General features: G+C 65.9%; 18 protein-coding genes and 1 tRNA gene. 17 read left to right on the forward strand and 2 right to left on the reverse strand.

Annotated elements, in window-relative coordinates; translation table 11 throughout:
• The first annotated feature begins 44 nt into the window (after positions 1-44).
• The 3 genes from QUW00_RS05550 to QUW00_RS05560 all read left to right on the forward strand — a co-directional run bounded on the left by QUW00_RS05550 (position 45) and on the right by QUW00_RS05560 (position 869).
• Positions 45-209, forward strand: coding sequence for a hypothetical protein (locus QUW00_RS05550; RefSeq protein WP_289613396.1), 165 nt, complete (start codon positions 45-47; stop codon positions 207-209).
• Positions 210-323: 114 nt separating this feature from the next.
• Entirely contained in the window at positions 324-731 is a 408-nt protein-coding gene (locus QUW00_RS05555) for a hypothetical protein (protein ID WP_289613397.1), read from the forward strand.
• A 62-nt stretch (positions 732-793) separates the two neighbouring features.
• Positions 794-869: transfer RNA gene (locus QUW00_RS05560), tRNA-Arg, on the forward strand.
• Positions 870-1,544: 675 nt separating this feature from the next.
• Here the strand turns inward: QUW00_RS05560 and QUW00_RS05565 are convergent.
• Complete coding sequence (locus QUW00_RS05565; protein ID WP_289613398.1) at positions 1,545-2,126, reverse strand: helix-turn-helix domain-containing protein; 582 nt, start codon at positions 2,124-2,126, stop codon at positions 1,545-1,547.
• Between the two features lie 235 nt (positions 2,127-2,361).
• On the opposite strand from QUW00_RS05565, the gene QUW00_RS05570 reads away from it, so the two are divergent.
• The 13 genes from QUW00_RS05570 to QUW00_RS05630 all read left to right on the forward strand — a co-directional run bounded on the left by QUW00_RS05570 (position 2,362) and on the right by QUW00_RS05630 (position 16,347).
• Positions 2,362-3,402: a LacI family DNA-binding transcriptional regulator gene (locus tag QUW00_RS05570; RefSeq protein ID WP_289613399.1), complete on the forward strand. Its 1,041-nt coding sequence runs from the start codon at positions 2,362-2,364 to the stop codon at positions 3,400-3,402.
• Positions 3,403-3,936: 534 nt separating this feature from the next.
• Positions 3,937-6,444, forward strand: coding sequence for a phosphoketolase family protein (locus QUW00_RS05575; protein WP_289613400.1), 2,508 nt, complete (start codon positions 3,937-3,939; stop codon positions 6,442-6,444).
• A gap of 412 nt (positions 6,445-6,856) precedes the next feature.
• Positions 6,857-8,557, forward strand: a complete 1,701-nt coding sequence (gene hisG, locus QUW00_RS05580) for an ATP phosphoribosyltransferase (protein ID WP_289613401.1) — start codon at positions 6,857-6,859, stop codon at positions 8,555-8,557.
• A gap of 436 nt (positions 8,558-8,993) precedes the next feature.
• Positions 8,994-10,415, forward strand: coding sequence for a histidinol dehydrogenase (gene hisD / locus QUW00_RS05585; RefSeq protein ID WP_289613402.1), 1,422 nt, complete (start codon positions 8,994-8,996; stop codon positions 10,413-10,415).
• A gap of 1 nt (position 10,416) precedes the next feature.
• Positions 10,417-11,499 carry a histidinol-phosphate transaminase gene (gene hisC, locus QUW00_RS05590; RefSeq protein ID WP_289613403.1) on the forward strand — a complete coding sequence of 361 codons (1,083 nt, stop codon included), beginning with the start codon at positions 10,417-10,419 and terminating at the stop codon, positions 11,497-11,499.
• A gap of 62 nt (positions 11,500-11,561) precedes the next feature.
• A complete protein-coding gene (hisB, locus tag QUW00_RS05595) occupies positions 11,562-12,149 on the forward strand; it encodes an imidazoleglycerol-phosphate dehydratase HisB (RefSeq protein ID WP_289613404.1) in 588 nt (195 codons plus the stop codon).
• A gap of 105 nt (positions 12,150-12,254) precedes the next feature.
• A complete protein-coding gene (locus tag QUW00_RS05600; protein ID WP_289613405.1) occupies positions 12,255-13,007 on the forward strand; it encodes a glutamine amidotransferase-related protein in 753 nt (250 codons plus the stop codon).
• Positions 13,004-13,798, forward strand: coding sequence for a HisA/HisF-related TIM barrel protein (locus QUW00_RS05605; protein WP_289613406.1), 795 nt, complete (start codon positions 13,004-13,006; stop codon positions 13,796-13,798). Before QUW00_RS05600 ends, QUW00_RS05605 begins: the two co-directional genes overlap by 4 nt.
• Positions 13,792-14,574 carry an imidazole glycerol phosphate synthase subunit HisF gene (hisF, locus tag QUW00_RS05610; RefSeq protein WP_289613407.1) on the forward strand — a complete coding sequence of 261 codons (783 nt, stop codon included), beginning with the start codon at positions 13,792-13,794 and terminating at the stop codon, positions 14,572-14,574. Before QUW00_RS05605 ends, hisF begins: the two co-directional genes overlap by 7 nt.
• 60 nt (positions 14,575-14,634) lie before the next feature.
• Positions 14,635-14,955, forward strand: coding sequence for a phosphoribosyl-AMP cyclohydrolase (gene hisI / locus QUW00_RS05615; RefSeq protein WP_289613408.1), 321 nt, complete (start codon positions 14,635-14,637; stop codon positions 14,953-14,955).
• Positions 14,956-14,999: 44 nt separating this feature from the next.
• A complete protein-coding gene (gene hisE, locus QUW00_RS05620) occupies positions 15,000-15,317 on the forward strand; it encodes a phosphoribosyl-ATP diphosphatase (RefSeq protein WP_235422609.1) in 318 nt (105 codons plus the stop codon).
• Between the two features lie 155 nt (positions 15,318-15,472).
• Positions 15,473-15,925 carry a response regulator transcription factor gene (locus QUW00_RS05625; RefSeq protein ID WP_289613409.1) on the forward strand — a complete coding sequence of 151 codons (453 nt, stop codon included), beginning with the start codon at positions 15,473-15,475 and terminating at the stop codon, positions 15,923-15,925.
• Between the two features lie 62 nt (positions 15,926-15,987).
• Positions 15,988-16,347 carry an arsenate reductase family protein gene (locus tag QUW00_RS05630; protein ID WP_289613410.1) on the forward strand — a complete coding sequence of 120 codons (360 nt, stop codon included), beginning with the start codon at positions 15,988-15,990 and terminating at the stop codon, positions 16,345-16,347.
• A gap of 410 nt (positions 16,348-16,757) precedes the next feature.
• Here QUW00_RS05630 and QUW00_RS05635 read toward each other — a convergent pair whose 3' ends face one another.
• On the reverse strand, positions 16,758-17,198 hold the full coding sequence (locus tag QUW00_RS05635; RefSeq protein ID WP_289613411.1) for a hypothetical protein: 441 nt from the start codon (positions 17,196-17,198) through the stop codon (positions 16,758-16,760).
• 202 nt (positions 17,199-17,400) lie between these two features.
• On the opposite strand from QUW00_RS05635, the gene larB reads away from it, so the two are divergent.
• The gene (gene larB, locus QUW00_RS05640; RefSeq protein ID WP_289613412.1) at positions 17,401-18,165 is read left to right on the forward strand and encodes a nickel pincer cofactor biosynthesis protein LarB; all 765 of its coding nucleotides are present in this window, start codon (positions 17,401-17,403) and stop codon (positions 18,163-18,165) included.
• Positions 18,166-18,168: the final 3 nt, after the last annotated feature.

Consider the following 18,168-nt stretch of genomic DNA (forward strand, 5'->3'; position numbering starts at 1 on the left):
CAGTCCCCTTTTGGGACATTTTCTTTGAATGAGAGGGAGACGCCATGGCTCAACCGGAGGAGAAGGACCGTGCGACGGTGCAGCAGCGCCCGACGACGTCGGACGACCCGTTTATCCGCGCGGAGAACGAGGACGACGACGGCTACGATCCCTATTCCGACCGACGCCCGGAACCCGAGCCGCTGTTCGAGCGCGATCCGTGGGGATAGACGGCAGGTTGCTGCTGCTTAGACCGTTGTAGCAGGCTACAATAGACAAGTTGATTCGTTCGAATCCGATTGCGTCGCGCGTGCGTCGTCGTGCCGCATCATGGAAGGAGACCTATGTCCTCGTTGTGCAAGACCGTCAAGGTCATCGCGCTCATCATGCTTGTGCTGGGCGTGCTGTCCATCATCTTCGGCGCCGTGATGTTCGTGAACGCCGGCGCGCTCGATGCCGTCGACGGCGGTGCCGCCTCGGCCCAGACCGCCGGTATCGTCATGATTGCGACTGGCGTGTTCTACCTGATTGCCGGCATCTCCGGTGCACTCGGTGCGAACAATCCCTCGAAGCTCGGTACGTTCATCGTGCTGTGCGTCATCATCATGCTCGTCAGCGTCGCCGGCGTGGCGCTGGTCCTGACGGGTGGTTCCGGCTCTCCCGTGTACAACATCGCGTACGCGGTCGTGGCACTGATCGCCGCTGTGTGCGCGGTGCGCGCCAAGAAGGATGCGGCGGACCGCCTGCTCTAAGGCGTGGAGATTCGCATCGGGCCGATGGGCCGATGGGCGTTCTGTTAGAATGCACACTACTTGCCTCCGTAGCTCAGGGGATAGAGCACCGCTCTCCTAAAGCGGGTGTCGACGGTTCGAATCCGCCCGGGGGCACCAGGGAACAAGACGGCGTCGCGGCTGCGGCGCCGTTTCTGGTTTGTAGGGCTGCCCGCGGATTCGAACCCGTTGGGGTCGCGAGGCTGAGCAAACGCGTGAGCGTTTGCCAGCGAGCGTGCGAGGGCGCGAAGCGCCCGGAGCCGCGGACGGCGCAGCCGGACGCGAATCCGCCCGGGGGCACCAGCAAGCAAGACGGCGCCGCCGCTGCGGCGCCGTTTTCGGTTTGTGGGGGGGCTGCCCGCGGACTCGGGCCACCGACATTCGCATCGCCAGTCTCCTCGTAGGCATCATTTTGGCTCGGGGTGCCTTCTTCCTTGCTTGAGAGTCTGTTTTTGGTCACGCATGGACGATTACTGTCATCGCAGGCTGACGGGATGGCGATATTCAGGGTGGTTGAGCTGGCGGCAAGCAATATGCTTTCGCGAGGTTCGGCTGCCGACTGCGCGGCGATTGGCAAAATGCAATATAAGATATCAATTCATATTATATCGACTGACGATTCCGATGCGGCGCTCGTGGGTGAGCGCCTCCATCCTGTCAGGAATCGTTCGTTGATGACCACTTGCCCCAAAACGAAGTTTCCCGTCCGGTTAAGTCGGGTTTAACGATGCATATTTCGGGTGTATTCCGCCAAATAATGAATAGCGGGCGCGCGCTCGTTTCGAGATGTCGCAATTACGAAAGCAATCCCAAGATGAACTCTAGGAAAAGCCATAGTCCGGTGCCCAGGGCGATATATGCCGCGAACGACCGTGGGCGCCCGGAGTGCTTCGGCAACGTTCCGCGCTCGATATACTCGGCAACCTCTCGCGCGCACCGCAGTCCAAGGTCGCGCTCCACCGCAAAGGCTCGCCACGAAAACCAAATCGCCGGCGGTATCAGAGCGCACGCGAACCAAAGGGACGCTGCTGTCCCGTGCATGAATTCGAGCAGGATTACCGCGGGCACGAATAGGGAAAGCCCTACGTAGATCGTCATAAGCTCGCGACGGGTGTCGCCGCCGCGCTCGACCATGCGCCGCATCTCGGGTTCTCCCAGCAGTTCGGGCAGCGTTGTCTCGAGCGCGCGGGCCATCTCGGCGAGACTCTGCACGTCGATCAGGGTTTTACCCCGTTCCCAATTTGATACCGTTTGCCGTGACACGTGAAGCGTTTCGGCGAGGGCCTCTTGGGATACACCGCGTTTCGTGCGCACATCGCGAATGCGGGCTCCGATTGTCGCCTTGTCGTATTCGAATTCACGCGTATTTCTGTTCATGGACGCCTCCAGCTCGTGCTCCACGAACCAAGTATGGTGGCCGCCGCTCGCGTCGTCTATCAAATGTCTTTGACATTGGCCTGAAATCCGCCTTGTGTCATGATGGACGAAGCGGGGGTGCGTAGTTTCGCCCGTGTGAAGGAACGGGTGCTCGCTATTATAAAGAGCGCGTATCGTGGTATAAGTTCCAATCAGATGCCCTCCGGCACAGCGAACGATACAAAGGAGCGTCGTCGTGGCCAACAAGGTGACATTGAAGCAGATCGCGCGGGAGGTGGGTCTGTCGCCCGCATCCGTGTCGCTCGTGCTCAACAACCGGCCGTGCCGCATCTCAGAGGAGAACCGCCGCCGCATCAAAGAGGTTGCATCGCGCGAGCACTATATTCCCAACCAGATCGCCCGCAGCCTGGTCACGCAGCAGTCCAAGACGCTCGGCCTGATCGTGCCCAACATCGAGAGCCGCTTCTTCTCGTCCCTCGCCAAAAACCTCGAGCAGCGCTGCCGCGCCGAGGGCTATGCGCTGTTCATCACCAACTCCGACGGCTTGGCCGAAAACGATCTCGAGCTGCTCAATCTGCTCGTGACGCGCGGCGTCGACGGTCTGTTTCTGGTCGTCAGCGACGAGGCGCCCGACGATCGCGCCCTGTTTGACGAGCTGTCGAGCCTCACCATCCCTTACGTCATGGTCGACCGCGTCATGGACGAGCTGCCTTGCGACAAGGTGATGTTCGACCACGAGCTCGGCGGCTATATGGCCACGCGCTACCTGCTGCAGCAGGGGCATCGACGCATCGCCTGCATGGTGAACGCCGCCAAGACGGTCACGGGGCGCAAGCGCCTGAGCGGCTACCTGCGCGCGCTGCGCGAATCCGGCATGGAGCCCGACCTCTCGCTGGTCGTGGAGAGCGAGTATTACATCTCGAGCGCCTACGAGGCGGCTGAGCACGTGCTCGCGAGCGATGCGACGGCGGTCTTTGCGAGCTCCGACAACATCACGCTCGGCCTGCTCAAGCGTCTGCATGAGAACGGTCAGCGCGTCCCGCGCGACTACTCGCTGGTCAGTTACGACAACAGCGCCGCCGACGCGCTGTTCGAGCCGTCGCTGACGTCGATCGAGCAGAACGTCAGCGAGCTGTCCCACCATGCGGTGCGCCTCATGATGCGCCGCCTGGGCAATCCGGGTATCGAGCCGGTGGAGCGCGTGCTCAAGCCCCATCTGGTGATCAAGGAAAGCGTCGCCTCGCTTGCCGACGACCGCGCGCGGATGCTCGCCTAGCGCAGCGCTGGGGCGCGACCGCCCTGCGACCGTTCGCGCCGCTCACCGCGAACGGTATCTTTTTGACGATGAACGGCAAATCGTGTGAAGGAAGCGCGCACGCGCGAAGGTGAACGGCTCTTTGAGGGATGGCCCCAAACGTTCGGTAGGGGAGCGCCAAGCCGAAAATTCCGCGCCGCGCCAATTGCAAAATACCTGTTAAATCCTGCGGAAATGTCACGGCTAGGCAATCGGGTAGCGGCCGTCGCGGCGGCCTGACAAAACGCCGTACTCCCGCTTACCGCCACCTGACCAAAACTTTTCTGAAAGATAAAACGTTTTTTCAGAATGCTAAAACGTTTTACCACTTATACTTCACCTTGATGCTCGTGACGGGTGCGTGCCGGTGGCCCGGCGGTTCACCCCGATGCCGGGCGGCATCATGAGGCGAGGAACCCCTGCCCGCGCCTCGTACTGTCGGCTCGCGCCCGTCCGCATCCAACTTCGTGCTTTGTCACCGGGCAGCCCGTCCGGTGCGATGAAAAGGAGGAGTACATGTCCAACCCCGTGATCGGAACTCCGTGGAAGAAACTCAACGCTCCCGTGAGCGCCGAGGCCCTTTCCGGTGTCGAGAAGTACTGGCGCTGCGCCAACTACCTCTCCGTCGGTCAGATCTACCTGCGTTCCAACCCGCTCATGAAGAAGGACTGGGTTGACGAGAAGACCGGTGAGACCCGTGACTTCGGTCGTCCCGACGTCAAGCATCGCCTCGTCGGCCACTGGGGCACCACCCCGGGCATCAACTTCCTGTTCGGCCACGTGAACCGCCTCATCGCCGATCACCAGCAGAACACCGTGTTCCTCATGGGCCCTGGTCACGGCGGTCCCGCGGGCACCGCGCAGTCCCTGCTCGACGGCACCTACCGCGAGATTCGTCCCGACATCACCGATGACGAGGCCGGCCTCCAGAAGTTCTTCCGTCAGTTCTCCTACCCCGGCGGCATCCCCAGCCACTTCGCTCCCGAGACCCCCGGCTCCATCCACGAGGGCGGCGAGCTCGGCTACACCCTGTCCCACGCCTTCGGCGCCGTCATGGACAACCCGAGCCTGCTCGCGGTCGCCGTGGTGGGCGACGGCGAGGCCGAGACCGCGGCGCTGGCCACCTCTTGGCAGTCCAACAAGCTCGTGAACCCCAAGACCGACGGTATCGTGCTGCCGATCCTGCACCTCAACGGCTACAAGATCGCCAACCCGACCATCCTCGCCCGCATCTCCGACGAGGAGCTCACCAAGTTCTTCGAGGGCATGGGCTACAAGCCGCACTTCTTCATGGCCGGCTTCGACAACGAGCCGCACATGTCCATCCACGCGCGCTTCGCCAACCTCCTCGAGGAGGTCTTCAACGAGATCTGCGACATCAAGGTCAAGGCTGAGACCGGTGTCGAGACCCGCCCCGTCTACCCGATGATCATCTTCCGCACGCCCAAGGGCTGGACGTGCCCCAAGCACATCGACGGCAAGAAGACCGAGGACTCCTGGCGCGCCCATCAGGTGCCGCTGGCGAGCGCCAAGGACACCCATGAGCACTTCCGCGTCCTGCGCGCGTGGCTGCGCTCCTACAACCCCGAGGAGCTCTTCACGCCCGAGGGTCAGGTGCGCCCCGAGGTGACCTCCTTCATGCCCGCCGGTGACCTGCGCATCGGCGCCAACCCCAACGCCAACGGCGGCAAGATCCGTCGCGACCTCGTCCTGCCCGACATCCACGCCCACGAGGTGCCGGTTGCCGAGAAGGGCCACGGTTGGGGCTCCACCGAGGCCGCCCGCGTCTTCGGTGCCTACACCGCCGACGTGCTGGCCGCCAACGATGACTTCCGCATCTTCGGCCCGGACGAGACCGCTTCGAACCGCCTGCAGGATGCCTACAAGGTGACCAAGAAGCAGTGGGAGGCCGGCTATCACGCCGACGCCGACAACGACGACCTGCTGTCCACCTCCGGCAAGGTCATCGAGCAGCTCTCCGAGCACCAGTGCGAGGGCTTCCTCGAGGCCTACCTGCTCACCGGCCGTCACGGCGTGTGGAGCACCTACGAGAGCTTCGTGCACGTCGTCGACTCCATGGTCAACCAGCACTGCAAGTGGCTCGAGGCCACCGTGCGCGAGATTCCGTGGCGCGAGCCCATCGCCGGCCTCAACATCCTGCTGACCAGCCACGTCTGGCGTCAGGACCACAACGGCTTCTCGCACCAGGACCCCGGCTTCATCGACCTGCTGCTCAACAAGGCCAACGACACGCACATCGTGAACGCCTACTATCCGTGCGACGCCAACATGGCCCTGGCCGTGGCCGAGCGCGCCTACCAGTCCACCAACTGCGTGAACGCCATCTTCTGCGGCAAGCAGCCGTCCCCGACCTTCATCACCGTCGACGAGGCCAAGGCCGAGCTCGAGGAGGGTCTGGCCGTCTGGGATTGGGCCAGCACCGCTGACAGCCTCGAGGATGCCGACCTGGTGATCGCCTCCTGCGGCGACGTGCCCACCATGGAGGCCCTGGCCGCGACCGACCTGCTGAAGAAGCTCGGTGTCAAGGTGTGGTTCGTGAACGTCGTCGACCTGCTCAAGATCCAGAGCCTCGCCGACAACGATCAGGCCATCTCCGACGAGCGCTTCTGCGAGTTCTTCGGCGACGGCGACAAGCCCGTGCTCTTCTGCTTCCACGCCTACGAGGGCACCATCCACCGCATCCTGTGGGATCGCCCGGGTGTCAAGTCCTTCCGCGTGCACGGCTACGAGGAGAAGGGCTCCACGACCACCCCGTTCGACATGCTGCGCCTCAACAACATGGACCGCTGGGCGCTGGCTGCCGACGCGCTGCGCCTGGTCGACGGCGACAAGTTCGCCGACCAGATCGACGCGTGGGAGGACTTCCGCGAGGAGGCGTTCCACTTCGCCGTGGACGAGGGCTTCGATCACCCCGACTTCACCAACTGGGTCTGGCCTGACGCTGCCGCCGCGACCGACGGCGAGCTCTCCGCGACCCAGATGACCGCCGGCGACAACGAGTAGTCGCTCGGTCTCACATCAGGCTGACGAAAAGCGCCCCGGAGCAATCCGGGGCGCTTTTTGCATGCCGAGGCGGGGTGCTGTGGCGAGGCGGCGAGGGGGCGGCCGCTGACGGACGCTGGCGGCGAGGATGAAGCGCCGACCTGCCTTTGTCGGGGGGATGCGCCGCCTGCCTGCTTTGCCCCGCTGGCCCGGCTCGGTGCGCCTTGTTTCGGGACGCACATTTCGAGCGCCGCCATTCGCGATGGCACTCCAGTGTGCTAAAGTACCGCAATACCTGCCCGGGACGCCCACATGTCCCAAAAGGGGCCAGGAGAAAATTGGGACATGCTGACGTGCCGCTGCGCCCGCCCCGTAAGGGGTGCGGGCGGATCGGCGCACCGTGAGACCGGCTCAGACGAAGGGGGCTTTTGCCATGACGAGCACGCCGTGGGGCTTCAGAGATATCTTGCCCGACGAGGCGCAGGCGCGCGAGGATATCGCGCTGACCGTCAAAGGATGCCTCCGTGCCCATGGATACGCGCCGGTGGAGACGCCCCTGCTCGAGGATCGCGCGGCGCTTGCGAGCGGCGGACGTCTGACGGATTCGCCGTTCAAGCTTTTTGACGATGACGGGCGCTCGCTCATGGTGCGCCCCGATAACACCCTTCCCATCGTGCGGCTCGTGTCAACGCGCATGCATGGGTCCGAGCTGCCGCTGCGCCTGCGCTACGAGGCGCCCGTGGTACGCGCCTCGACACGCAACTCGGGGATGTCGCGGCAGTTCACCCAGCTTGGCTACGAGCTGATCGGTGCGGGCGGCGTCGAGGGGGACGCCGAGATCGTGTCGATCGCCGTCGAGGCGGTTCGCCTTCTGGGGCTCGCCGACTGGAAGCTCGTGTGCGGCAGCGTGCGGCCCTTCAAGGAACTGCTGGACCGGTGCGCCGACGCGTCGCTTGCGGCGCGCGTGCTCGACCTCGTGCACCTCAACAACCTGGTGGACGTGGACGACCTCGTGCGCGCCAGCGACGAGAGCGATGCGGTCAAGCGGGCCATCTGCGAGCTGCCGCGCCTGCACGGGGGCGCCGACGCGCTCAGTCGCGCGCAGGAGCTGCTCACAGCGGCGGGCGTCGACGGCGACGCGATCGATGATCTGCGCGAGTTGCAGACCGCGCTCGAGAAAGACGATCCCGCCATCGCCGCGCGCCTGTCCTTTGATTTCTCGATCATGAACTCGTTTGACTACTACACCGGGCTCGTGTTCAAGGTGTACGCGGCGGGCATGTCGGAGTCGGTGGGCTCCGGAGGGCGCTACGACGCGGTGCTCGACGGTGCGCTCGAGGGAGTGCCGCACGTTCCCGCCGCGGGCTTTGCGTTCTCGCTCGAACGGCTCGAGGCGGTGCGTCCTGCCGGCGAGCAGGTAGAGTCCGCCGCCCCGGGTGCGGGCGGGGACGGTGCCATCATACGCGACGTCGCGGCTCCGCTGCGCATCGCGGTGCCCAAGGGGTCGCTGAACCGGGATGCCTTGGATGTCCTTGAGCGCGCGGGGCTCGACGTGTCGCCGCTGCGCGATCCGGGCCGCCATCTTATCTTCCGGGCGCGCGACACGCGTTGTGGCGAGGGGTCGATCGGCGAGGTCGAGTACATCATCGTGCGCCCGACGGACGCGCCGGCCTTCGTGGCGTGCGGCGGTGCGGACTGCGGCATCTGCGGGCGCGATTCGCTCATCGAGGCCGACTACAACTTGCTGCAACTCGTGGACTTGGGATTTGGCGCCTGCCGCTTCATCGAGGCTGAGCCGGCGTCCGCCGCGGGAGCGGCCGAGCATGCCTATGCGCGCCGCGGGAGCCTGCGCGTGGCGACCAAGTATCCGCGCATCGCGAGCGCGTGGTACGAGCGCCGCGGCATCAACGCGGACATCGTAACGCTTCACGGCAACATCGAGCTTGGCCCCATCGTCGGCATGACCGACCGCATCGTGGACATTACCGCTACCGGCACGACGCTGCGCGAAAACGACCTGGTCATCACCGGCGAGATCATGGATTGCACCGCCCGCTTCTTCGTGAACCCCGGCCGCGCGCGCATCGACGCCCGCGTCCGCGAGCTTGCGACGCGCCTGGCGGCCCTTGGGTAGCGGTATCGCCGACCGCGCGGGTGGCGCTTCGGTGCCGGCATCATCTTCGTCACCTGCTTGCTGATCGCTCCCGCGCGGGCGGCGCTCCGCCCGTGTGGTCCGATTTCACAGCGGAATCCGGGCTTGCCTCGCGAAGTAAGTGCGTCGTTTTGGAAACGACGTGTACAACAACGTGCTCTTATAAAGAATGCGCAGGTAGATGAATTGCTACTTCACCGGTATACAAAGGGCTTCTGAAATGACGTACACACTTCGCGAAGGGTCGTGCACGGTCGCCTTTCGTAACCAACGTATAACGCACGACGCCCCGCGTTGTGGGGGAAACTTTATCGTGATAAAGTCGAAGCGCATACCCGCGGGCGCACGGTCGCATGGCCGTGCGCCCTTTCCAGCTGATTCGCCGTCGGTTCGACCGAAGGCTGTAAGGAGAGAGCCCATGAAGACCGTCACCCTGGCGTCAGGCGAGCGCCTTGCCGCGGAGATGCTCACGCGCGAGGGCGTGCTGCCGGCGGACATCACGGCGTCTGCGCAGCGCATCATCGACGAGGTCCGCCGCGGCGGCGACGATGCCCTGCGCCGTTTCTGTCGCGAGTTCGACGGCGTGGACGTCGAGGATTTCCGTCTGCCGCTCGAGCAGATCGACACCGCGCTCGAGGGGCTCGACCCTTCGTTCGTGGCGGCGCTCGAGAAGGCGGCAGCGCAGATTCGCGCCTTCCACGAGCGCGAGGTGCAGCAGTCGTGGTTTACCACCCGCGCCGACGGCACGATGCTCGGCGTCAAGGTGACGCCGGTCGCCGCGGCGGGCATCTACGTGCCCGGCGGTCGCGCCCAGTACCCCTCGACGGTGCTCATGAACGCCATCCCCGCTAAGGTAGCGGGCGTGGAGCGCGTGGTCATGGTCACGCCGCCCCAGCGCGATGCCGCTCCGGGCGCCTGCCCCATCTCGCCCTACACGCTCGCCGCCGCCAAGGTCGCCGGCGTGGACGAGGTCTACACCGTGGGCGGCGCGCAGGCCGTGGCGGCGCTTGCCTACGGCACCGCGTCCATCCCGCGCGTGGAGAAGATCACCGGCCCGGGTAACGCCTACGTGGCAGCCGCCAAGCGCCTCGTCTCGGGCGACGTTGGCATCGACATGGTCGCCGGCCCCTCCGAGGTTTGCGTGCTCGCTGATGCCACGGCCGAGCCGGCGGTGATCGCGGCGGACCTCATGGCGCAGGCCGAGCACGATCCGCTGGCTGCGTGCTATCTGGTGACCTGCGATGTGCAGCTCGCGCACGACGTCGAGCGCGCTCTCGAGGTGCTGCTGGCGGCGAGCCCGCGCGCGGACATCACGCGCGCCTCGCTGGACAACCAGGGCATGGCGATCATCGCCGCGGACATGGACGCGGCCGTCGACGCCGTCAACACCATCGCTCCCGAGCACCTGGAGCTGCACTGCGCCGATGCCCTGGGACTGCTCGGGTCCATCCGCAACGCGGGCGCCATCTTCGTGGGCGCGTGGAGCTCCGAGCCGCTCGGCGACTACGTGGCCGGGCCCAACCATACGCTGCCCACCGGCGGCACCGCGACGTTTTCCAACCCGCTGTCGGTCGACGATTTCGTCAAGCGCTCGTCGGTCATCTGCTACACGCCCGCCGGCCTGCTCGCCGACGCGCCTGCCACCCAGCGTCTCGCGCAGGCGGAAGGCCTGTGGGCCCACGCGCTTTCGGCCGGCTTGCGCCGCCGCGTGCTCGAGGAGGGCGCGTCGGCGGTTCAGATCGACGCGCTCGCGCAGGCGGACCTGACCACCGTCGCGTGGCCCGGCGACACCCCGGACGTCGTGGTTCGTGGCGCCGGCGTGCCGGAGGAGGGGAGGTAGCATGGCCGAGCTCTCTGCGCGCATGCGCTCGATGGTGCAACCGTATCTTGCGGGTATCGAGCCCTACGACCCCAACTTCACCCCGACGCGCATCAACCTGTCGGCCAACGAGAACACCTATCCGCTTCCCGCCGACGTGCGCGAGGCGGTGGATGCGGCGCTTGCGGCCACGCCGCTCAACCGCTATCCCGATCCCATGTCAAATGAGCTGCGGGACGAGCTGGCGGCGCGCCACGGTGTGGCGCGCGAGAACATCTGCGTGGGCAACGGCGGCGACGAGCTGCTCTTCAACTTTCTGCTCGCCTTCGGCGGCGAGGGGAGGCAGCTGCTCAACTGCCCGCCGTGTTTCTCGGAGTACGAGTTCTTCGCCTCGCTGACCCGCACCGGCGTGCGCAACGTCCGGCGCGACCGCAAGACGTTCGCCCTCGACGAGCGCGCCCTGCTCGCGGCGGCGCCGCAGGCGAGCCTGGCGATCATCACCTCGCCCAACAACCCGACGGGCGACATCGTCGAGCGTTCGTTCATCGAGCGTCTGTGCCATGCATGTCCCGGTCCCGTCATGGTCGACGAAGCCTACATCGAGTTCGCAGATGCGGGGGCGTCGACAGAAGAGCTGCTTGAGGACTGCCCGAACCTGGTCGTCCTCCATACGCTGTCCAAGGCATTCGGCGCGGCGGGCATTCGCTGCGGCTACGTGATCGCTGCCCCGGATGTCATCGAGGTGTTCGCCGCGATTCGGCAGATCTACTCCGTCAACGTGCTCACGCAGGCGGCGGCGGCCGCCATGGTGCGCGCCCGCGATGCGTTCTCACCCGTGGTGGAGCAGATTCGCAGCGAGCGCGAGCGGATGTACCGGGCGCTTGCGGCAGACGGGCGCCTGACGGTGTGGCCGAGCCAGGGCAATTTCCTGCTCGTGCGCATGGAGGGGGCGAGTCGCATCCGCGAGCGCCTCCGCGACGAGTTCTCGATCCTTGTGCGCGATTTCTCCTATGCGCCGGGGCTCGACGACTGCCTGCGCATCACAGTGGGCACGCCCGAGGAGAACGACGAGGTGCTGGCCGCGCTTGCGGCGCTGCTAGACTAACGGATAAGGCGCGGCGATACGCCGCCCTCCGGGACCGAGAATAACGAGGAGGTGCGATGCCCATGGCGCGCACAGCTGAAGTGACCCGCACGACGGGCGAGACCGATATCACCATCAAGCTCGATCTGGACGGCACGGGCATCTGCGACATCGCGACCGGCGTGCCGTTTTTCGACCACATGCTCAACGCCTTCGGTCGCCACGGCCAGTTTGACCTGACGGTGCGCGCGACCGGCGACGTCGAGGTCGACGCGCACCACACCGTCGAGGACACCGGCATCGTGCTGGGGCAGGCCTTCGCGGCGGCGCTCGGCGACAAGGCGGGCATCGCGCGCTTCGCCGATGTGGCCATCCCCATGGACGAGACGCTCGTCATGGCGGCGGTGGACATCTCGGGGCGCGGCCAGGCCTATTGCGACCTGCCGCTGCCGACCGAGCAGGTCGGCGCGTTTGACACCGAGCTCGCCGTCGAGTTCTTCTACGCGTTTGCGCGCGACGCCCGCGTCACCCTGCACGTGCGCGAGCTCGCCGGCGCCAACAGCCACCACATCATCGAGGCGGCGTTCAAGGCGGTGGGCCGCTGCATGCGCTTTGCCTGCGAGCTCGACCCGCGCGTGGTGGGCGTGCCGTCCACCAAGGGGTCGCTGTAGCGCCGGAGAAGGGCACGGCGCGGCTGCGGCGGTCGGCTTCGGACCCGACCCGTGCCCTGCCCCAAAATTCTCCTGGCCCCGATTGGGACATCTGAGAGGAGCGATATGCCGACGATCGTCGTCATCGATTATCACAAGGGCAACCTGTCGAGCGTGGCGCGCGGCCTTGCGCGCGCGGGCGCCGAGGCGGTTGTGTCCGACGACCCCGAGCGCATCCGCGCCGCGGATGGCCTGGTGCTGCCCGGCGTCGGCTCGTTTTACGACGCGATGGCGTTCATGTGCGCCACGGGTCAGGACCGGGCGGTCATCGACGCGATCGCACAGGGCTCGGGCACCCCGTTTCTGGGCATCTGCCTGGGGCTGCAGCTGCTGTTCGAGCGCGGCGACGAGGGTGTGCCGGCTGATGCCGCAGCCGAGTCCGCCGACGATGCGATGGGCGACGGCCTTGCTCCCGGCGCGGTGTTCGAGGCCGAGGGAACGCGCTGGGTGCGCGGCCTCGGCGTGCTGCCCGGCTCCTGCACGGTGCTGCCGTCGCGCCGCCTGAAGGTTCCGCACGTGGGCTGGGACCAGGTGCACCTGACGCCGTCGGGTGCCGCCTGCCCGCTGCTCGAGGGCTTCGACGAGGGCGCGAACCTCTACTTCACCCATTCGTACGCGCTCGACGAGGACGTGGACGCTGCCGACATCGCCGCGCGCACGTTCTATGCGCGCAATTTCGGGTCGGTCGTGTGGCACGGCAACATCTACGGCTGCCAGTTTCACCCCGAGAAATCCTCGGCGCACGGGCACCAGATGCTCGAGAACTTCGTGCGCATCGTCGCGGCACGCGCGCAGGGGGCCCAGGAGGTGCGCTCATGATCGTCTTTCCCGCTATCGACCTCATCGCCGGCAAGGTGGTGCGCCTGGAGCGCGGCGACCGCGCCCACATGAAGGTGTACTCCGAGGATCCGGTCGCCCAGGCGCACGCGTTTTTGGAGCAGGGGGCCACGTGGGTGCACGTGGTCGACCTGTCCGCCGCCCTCGAGGAGGACGATGACGCGCGCCACGCCAACTCGGAGGCGATTCGCGCCATCTGCCAGATCGAGGGGCTGTCCGTCGACGTGGGCGGCGGCGTGCGCTCGCTCGCGCGCATCGATGAGCTCGCCGGGTACGGCGCCCGCCGCATCGCGCTGGGCACGGTGCTCGTGACCGAGCCAGGGTTTGCCGAGGTCGCAGCCCGCGGGTTCGGCAATCTGCTCGTTGCCGACGTCGCCGCACACGACGGCCAGGTCAAGATCAACGGCTGGCGCGACGGGATCGAGCGCAGCGTCGAGGACGTGGTCGGCCAGCTGACCGAGCTCGGCTTCAAGCACCTGGTGTTCACCGACATCGCACGCGACGGCATGCAGACGGGCATCGATGTCGAAGCGTACCGGCGCGTGGCGGCTTGCGCGGGCTTTCCCGTGGTGGCTTCCGGCGGCATCTCCACGCTGGACGACATCCGCGCGTGCGCGGCTGCGGGTCCGGACGTCATCGAGGGCTGCATCACCGGCCGCGCGCTGTACGAGGGCAACTTCACGCTCGCCGAGGCGCTTGCCGCGGCGAGCGAGGGCGACGGCGACGCTGCGGGTGCGATCGCCGACGCAGACAACAAGGAGGCCGCATGCTGACCAAGCGCATCATCCCGTGCCTTGACGTGAAGGACGGGCGCGTCGTCAAGGGCGTGAACTTCGTGTCGCTGCGCGATGCGGGCGACCCCATCGAGCTCGCCGCCGCCTATGACCGCGAGGGTGCCGACGAGGTCGTCTTCCTCGACATCACGGCGACGAGCGACAATCGCGCCACGACGATCGACATGGCGGCGCACGCGGCATGCGAGCTGTCCATTCCCTACACGGTGGGCGGCGGCTTCCGCGATCTGGCGGGCATGCGCCAGATGGTCGCGGCGGGTGCGGACAAGGTGTCGATCAATTCGGCCGCGGTGCGCAATCCTGAGCTCATCTCGCAGGCGGCCGCGGCTTTCGGCAGCCAGGCGGTCATCGTGGCGATCGACGCCAAGCGCGTGGGTGAGCCCGGTGCTCCCGGTGCCGACAAATGGGAGGTCTACCTCGCGGGTGGACGCACGCCGACGGGCATCGACGCGGTGGCGTGGGCCGAGGAGGCGGCGCGCCGCGGCGCCGGCGAGATCCTGCTCACCAGCATGGATCGCGACGGCACCAAGGAGGGCTTCGACCTGGCGCTCACGCGTGCCGTGGCCCGTGCGGTGCCCATTCCCGTCATCGCGAGCGGCGGCGTGGGCACGCTTGAGCATTTTGCCGAGGGCATTCTCGAGGGCGAGGCTGACGCCGTGCTGGCCGCGAGCGTGTTCCACTTCGGCACGTACAGCATCCGTCAGGTGAAGGAGTACATGGCGGCGCAGGGCATCCCCGTCCGCCTCGACTTCTGATGTCCGATGTCCCAAAAGGGGCCAGGAGAAAATTGGGACATGCGCAGGGAAGGGATGACGATGGAGATCGATAAGCTGAAGTTCGATGCGCAGGGGCTCATCCCGTGCGTCGTGCAGCAATACGATACGGGCGAGGTGCTCATGGTGGCGTGGATGAACGCCGAGTCGGTGCGTCTCACGCTTAAGACCGGCACCACCTGGTTTTGGAGCCGCAGTCGCCAGGAGCTGTGGAACAAGGGCGCGACGAGCGGCAACATGCAGCAGCTGCACGAGCTGCGGGTGGATTGCGATGCCGACACGCTGCTCGCCCTCGTGGACTCACCCGGCCCTGCCTGCCACACCGGCAACCGCACCTGCTTCTTCCGCACCCTGGGAAAATAGGGGCAGGCACTTTTTTCCCGCTGCCTTCAAGAAAGGACCGCAACATGGGCGTTCGTACCGCCAACGTAACCGACGGCAACATCGGGGAGACCTTGACCGGACTTGCTGCGGTCATCCACGGTCGCCGCGAGGCTTCGCCGGAGACCTCCTACACGGCCAAGCTTCTGCAGGGCGAGGCCGACAGCCTGCTCAAGAAGCTTGCCGAGGAGGCGAGCGAGGTCATCATGGCCTGCAAGGACGACGACCACGACCACATTCGCTATGAGGCGGCGGACCTCGTCTACCACCTGATGGTCACGCTCGAGCGCTACGGCATCACCCTCGAGGAGCTCGCCGGCGAGCTGGATGCCCGCCATCGCTAGGCGCCGCATCGGTCGCGTCGAGCATGTAGACATCCTGCACGACACGTTTTATCTGCGAGGACGTTGGAAAAATCAAGCAGCTGCACGACAGACCGAATCGCGTCGATAGGGAATAATCCCCCATGTAGACAAGGGGTCGGACAAGGAGGTCGGCTATGTTCCCCAAAGGATTCGAGTGGGTCATCATCATGGTTACGTTCCTGTTCGTGCTCCTGCCCATCATCGCGGCGGTGCTCCTGGTCGTCTTGCTCGCAAGGCGTTCGAGCAGGAAGCAAGACTGCCCGCCTGCTACACCGGGCGCGGCGCAGACGGTCTCGGCGGGACCTTCCGTTCCCGCGCAGCCCGCGCCGACGGTTCCGGGTGCGGGTGTCGCCGAAGATGCCCGGGCGCGTATCGACCGCCTGCTTGCCGAGCGTAACCTGACCGACCGGGAACGCGACATCCTGGTCGGCATCTATCAGGGCAAGACCCAGGCGCAGCTCGCCGAGGAGCTCTTCCTGTCGCGCTCGACGATCGGCACCTATTGCACGCGCGCCTACGAAAAGCTCGGTGTCGCCTCTAAAGACGAGGCGATCGCGGCCCTGCGCCGTGCCGCCGGGCAACAATAGGACATTCGAGCGCATGGTACAATCGCCGCGATACCTGTTTGCGGCGTGAGAAAGGCCAGCGCATGTCCGTCCTGTTTGTCGAATACCCCAAATGCTCGACCTGCAAGAAGGCCAAGAAATGGCTGGATGAGCACGGTGTCGAGTATATCGACCGCCATATCGTGGAGGACAATCCGCGTGCCGACGAGCTCGCCGCGTGGCAGCAGAAATCCGGCCTGCCGGTCCGCCGTTTCTTCAACACGAGCGGCATGAAATACCGCGAGCTGGGCATCAAGGCCAAACTGGATGCCGGCATGTCCGACGACGAGGCGTTTGCCCTGCTTGCGACCGACGGCATGCTCGTCAAGCGCCCTATTGTGGTGACCGATGGAACGGTGCTCGTCGGGTTCAAAGAGGATGCGTGGGCCGAGGCCCTGGTGTAAGGGGCTCACGGCGCGACCGGGGAGGGCGCGCGGTAGCTAAAATGCCATATCCCCGTTTACGGTTCGGTTTTGGAGGCGCCTCTCGAGTAGAGGCGCTCTTTCGCCCAAAGAATCAGCAGGTACAGAGCTTGCCGTTTTGTGCGCTATTCGACCGGTCGTCTCCAAACCGAACCGTAAACGGGGTTTGCGTTTCGCGAGATTTCCAGTACCCCCGTTTAGGGGACGGATTTGCGCGCGCCTCTTGAGTAGACCGTATTTGAGCGCCGCATCTACCTGCAAGTTTTATAGTGCTAAAAACCCGTCTACTCAACAGCCCTTTCAAAAACCGTCCCCTAAACGGGGGTAGTGAAAATACGGCGTCGTGTGGGGCCAAAAACGGGTTTCGAGCAATGCCCGTGGCCGGCGAACGCCTACAGAATGCCGAGCTGCATCAGATAGAGCACGTAGCCGACGGCCATGACCGCGTTGGCGACGACGCAGATGAAGCCCAAGACCTTGCCGGCGGTGATCATGCGCGGGTACGGGGCGTTTTGGCGCTTGGCCATGGTGCCCAAGACGATGGCGACGATACCGGCGACGATGCTCAAGATCCAGCTAACGAACAGGGCGAGGATGATGCCGACGATGCCGAAGATCGCCGTCGCGACCGAGAGGCCAGGGTTGCCGAAGGCCTCATCGGCTTCCTCGTCGGCGTCGGCGCCCTCATCGGCGTCGGAAGGGGAGGCGACGTCGGCGGGCTCGTCGCCCCGCGGCGTGTCGGCCTCAGGCGTGCATGCAGCAGGTGCGGTCGCATCCGCCTCGATGCCGTCGTCGATGTTCTGCTTGATATCTTCGCTCTGGTCAGATGCCATGGTTCCTCCACAGGGGTCGGGCGGTGCAGCCGCCGCCGTGCCGCGCGCGTCCGTGCGGTTCGCGCGTTTTGCAGCAGGATACTCGCTTTTGTGCCGGCGTGTGCGCAGCCCGTGTGGAATCGGTTCCGCGTGCCATGGCTTGAAACGCGCCACATGGGGTATCGTCAAAGGCGGACAATCACGTGCAAGGCGGGAGGTTGCGATGGATGCATCCGATCTTGAGGAGCTGGCGCGCGCCGTTGCCGCGGGCGACATGACGCCGCGGCAGCTGGTCGAGCGCGTGCATATGGATTCCGTCGTCGATGTGGGCTACGCGCAGGTCGATACGGCGCGCGGCGTGCGCACCGGCGTGTCGGAGGTCATCTACGGAGCGGGTAAGACGCCCGAGCAGATCGCCGGCATCGTCGCCGCCATGTGCGACGCGGGACAGCGGCGCGTGCTGATCACGCGCCTCGACGCCGCCAAGGCCGCGAAGCTCGCCGAGTTGGGCTGCACGTTTTCCTATCACGAGCTCGCGCGTGCGGGCGTGGTGGGCGAGCTGCCCGAGCCCGACGGCAACGGGGAGATCTTGGTGCTCACGGCCGGTACGAGCGACGCCGCCGTCGCCGAGGAGGCGGCGCTGACGGCGCGCTTCCTGGGAAACCGCGTCACGTGCGTGCACGACGCGGGCGTGGCGGGCATCCATCGCCTGCTGCGGCACGGCGAGCAGATCGCCCGCGCACAGGTGATCATCGCCATCGCGGGCATGGAGGGCGCGCTGCCCTCCGTCGTGGGCGGCCTTGCGTCCTGCCCGGTCATCGCCGTCCCCACGAGCGTGGGCTACGGGGCGAACCTGGGAGGTCTGACCGCTCTGCTCGCCATGGTCAACAGCTGCGCGAGCGGGGTTTCCGTGGTGAATATCGACAACGGGTTCGGCGCTGCCTACCAGGCGTCGCTCATCAACCATCTTCCGGGCAAGGAGGCCTGATAG

Source organism: Collinsella tanakaei (assembly GCF_030373545.1).
Lineage (GTDB): Bacteria > Actinomycetota > Coriobacteriia > Coriobacteriales > Coriobacteriaceae > Collinsella > Collinsella tanakaei_C.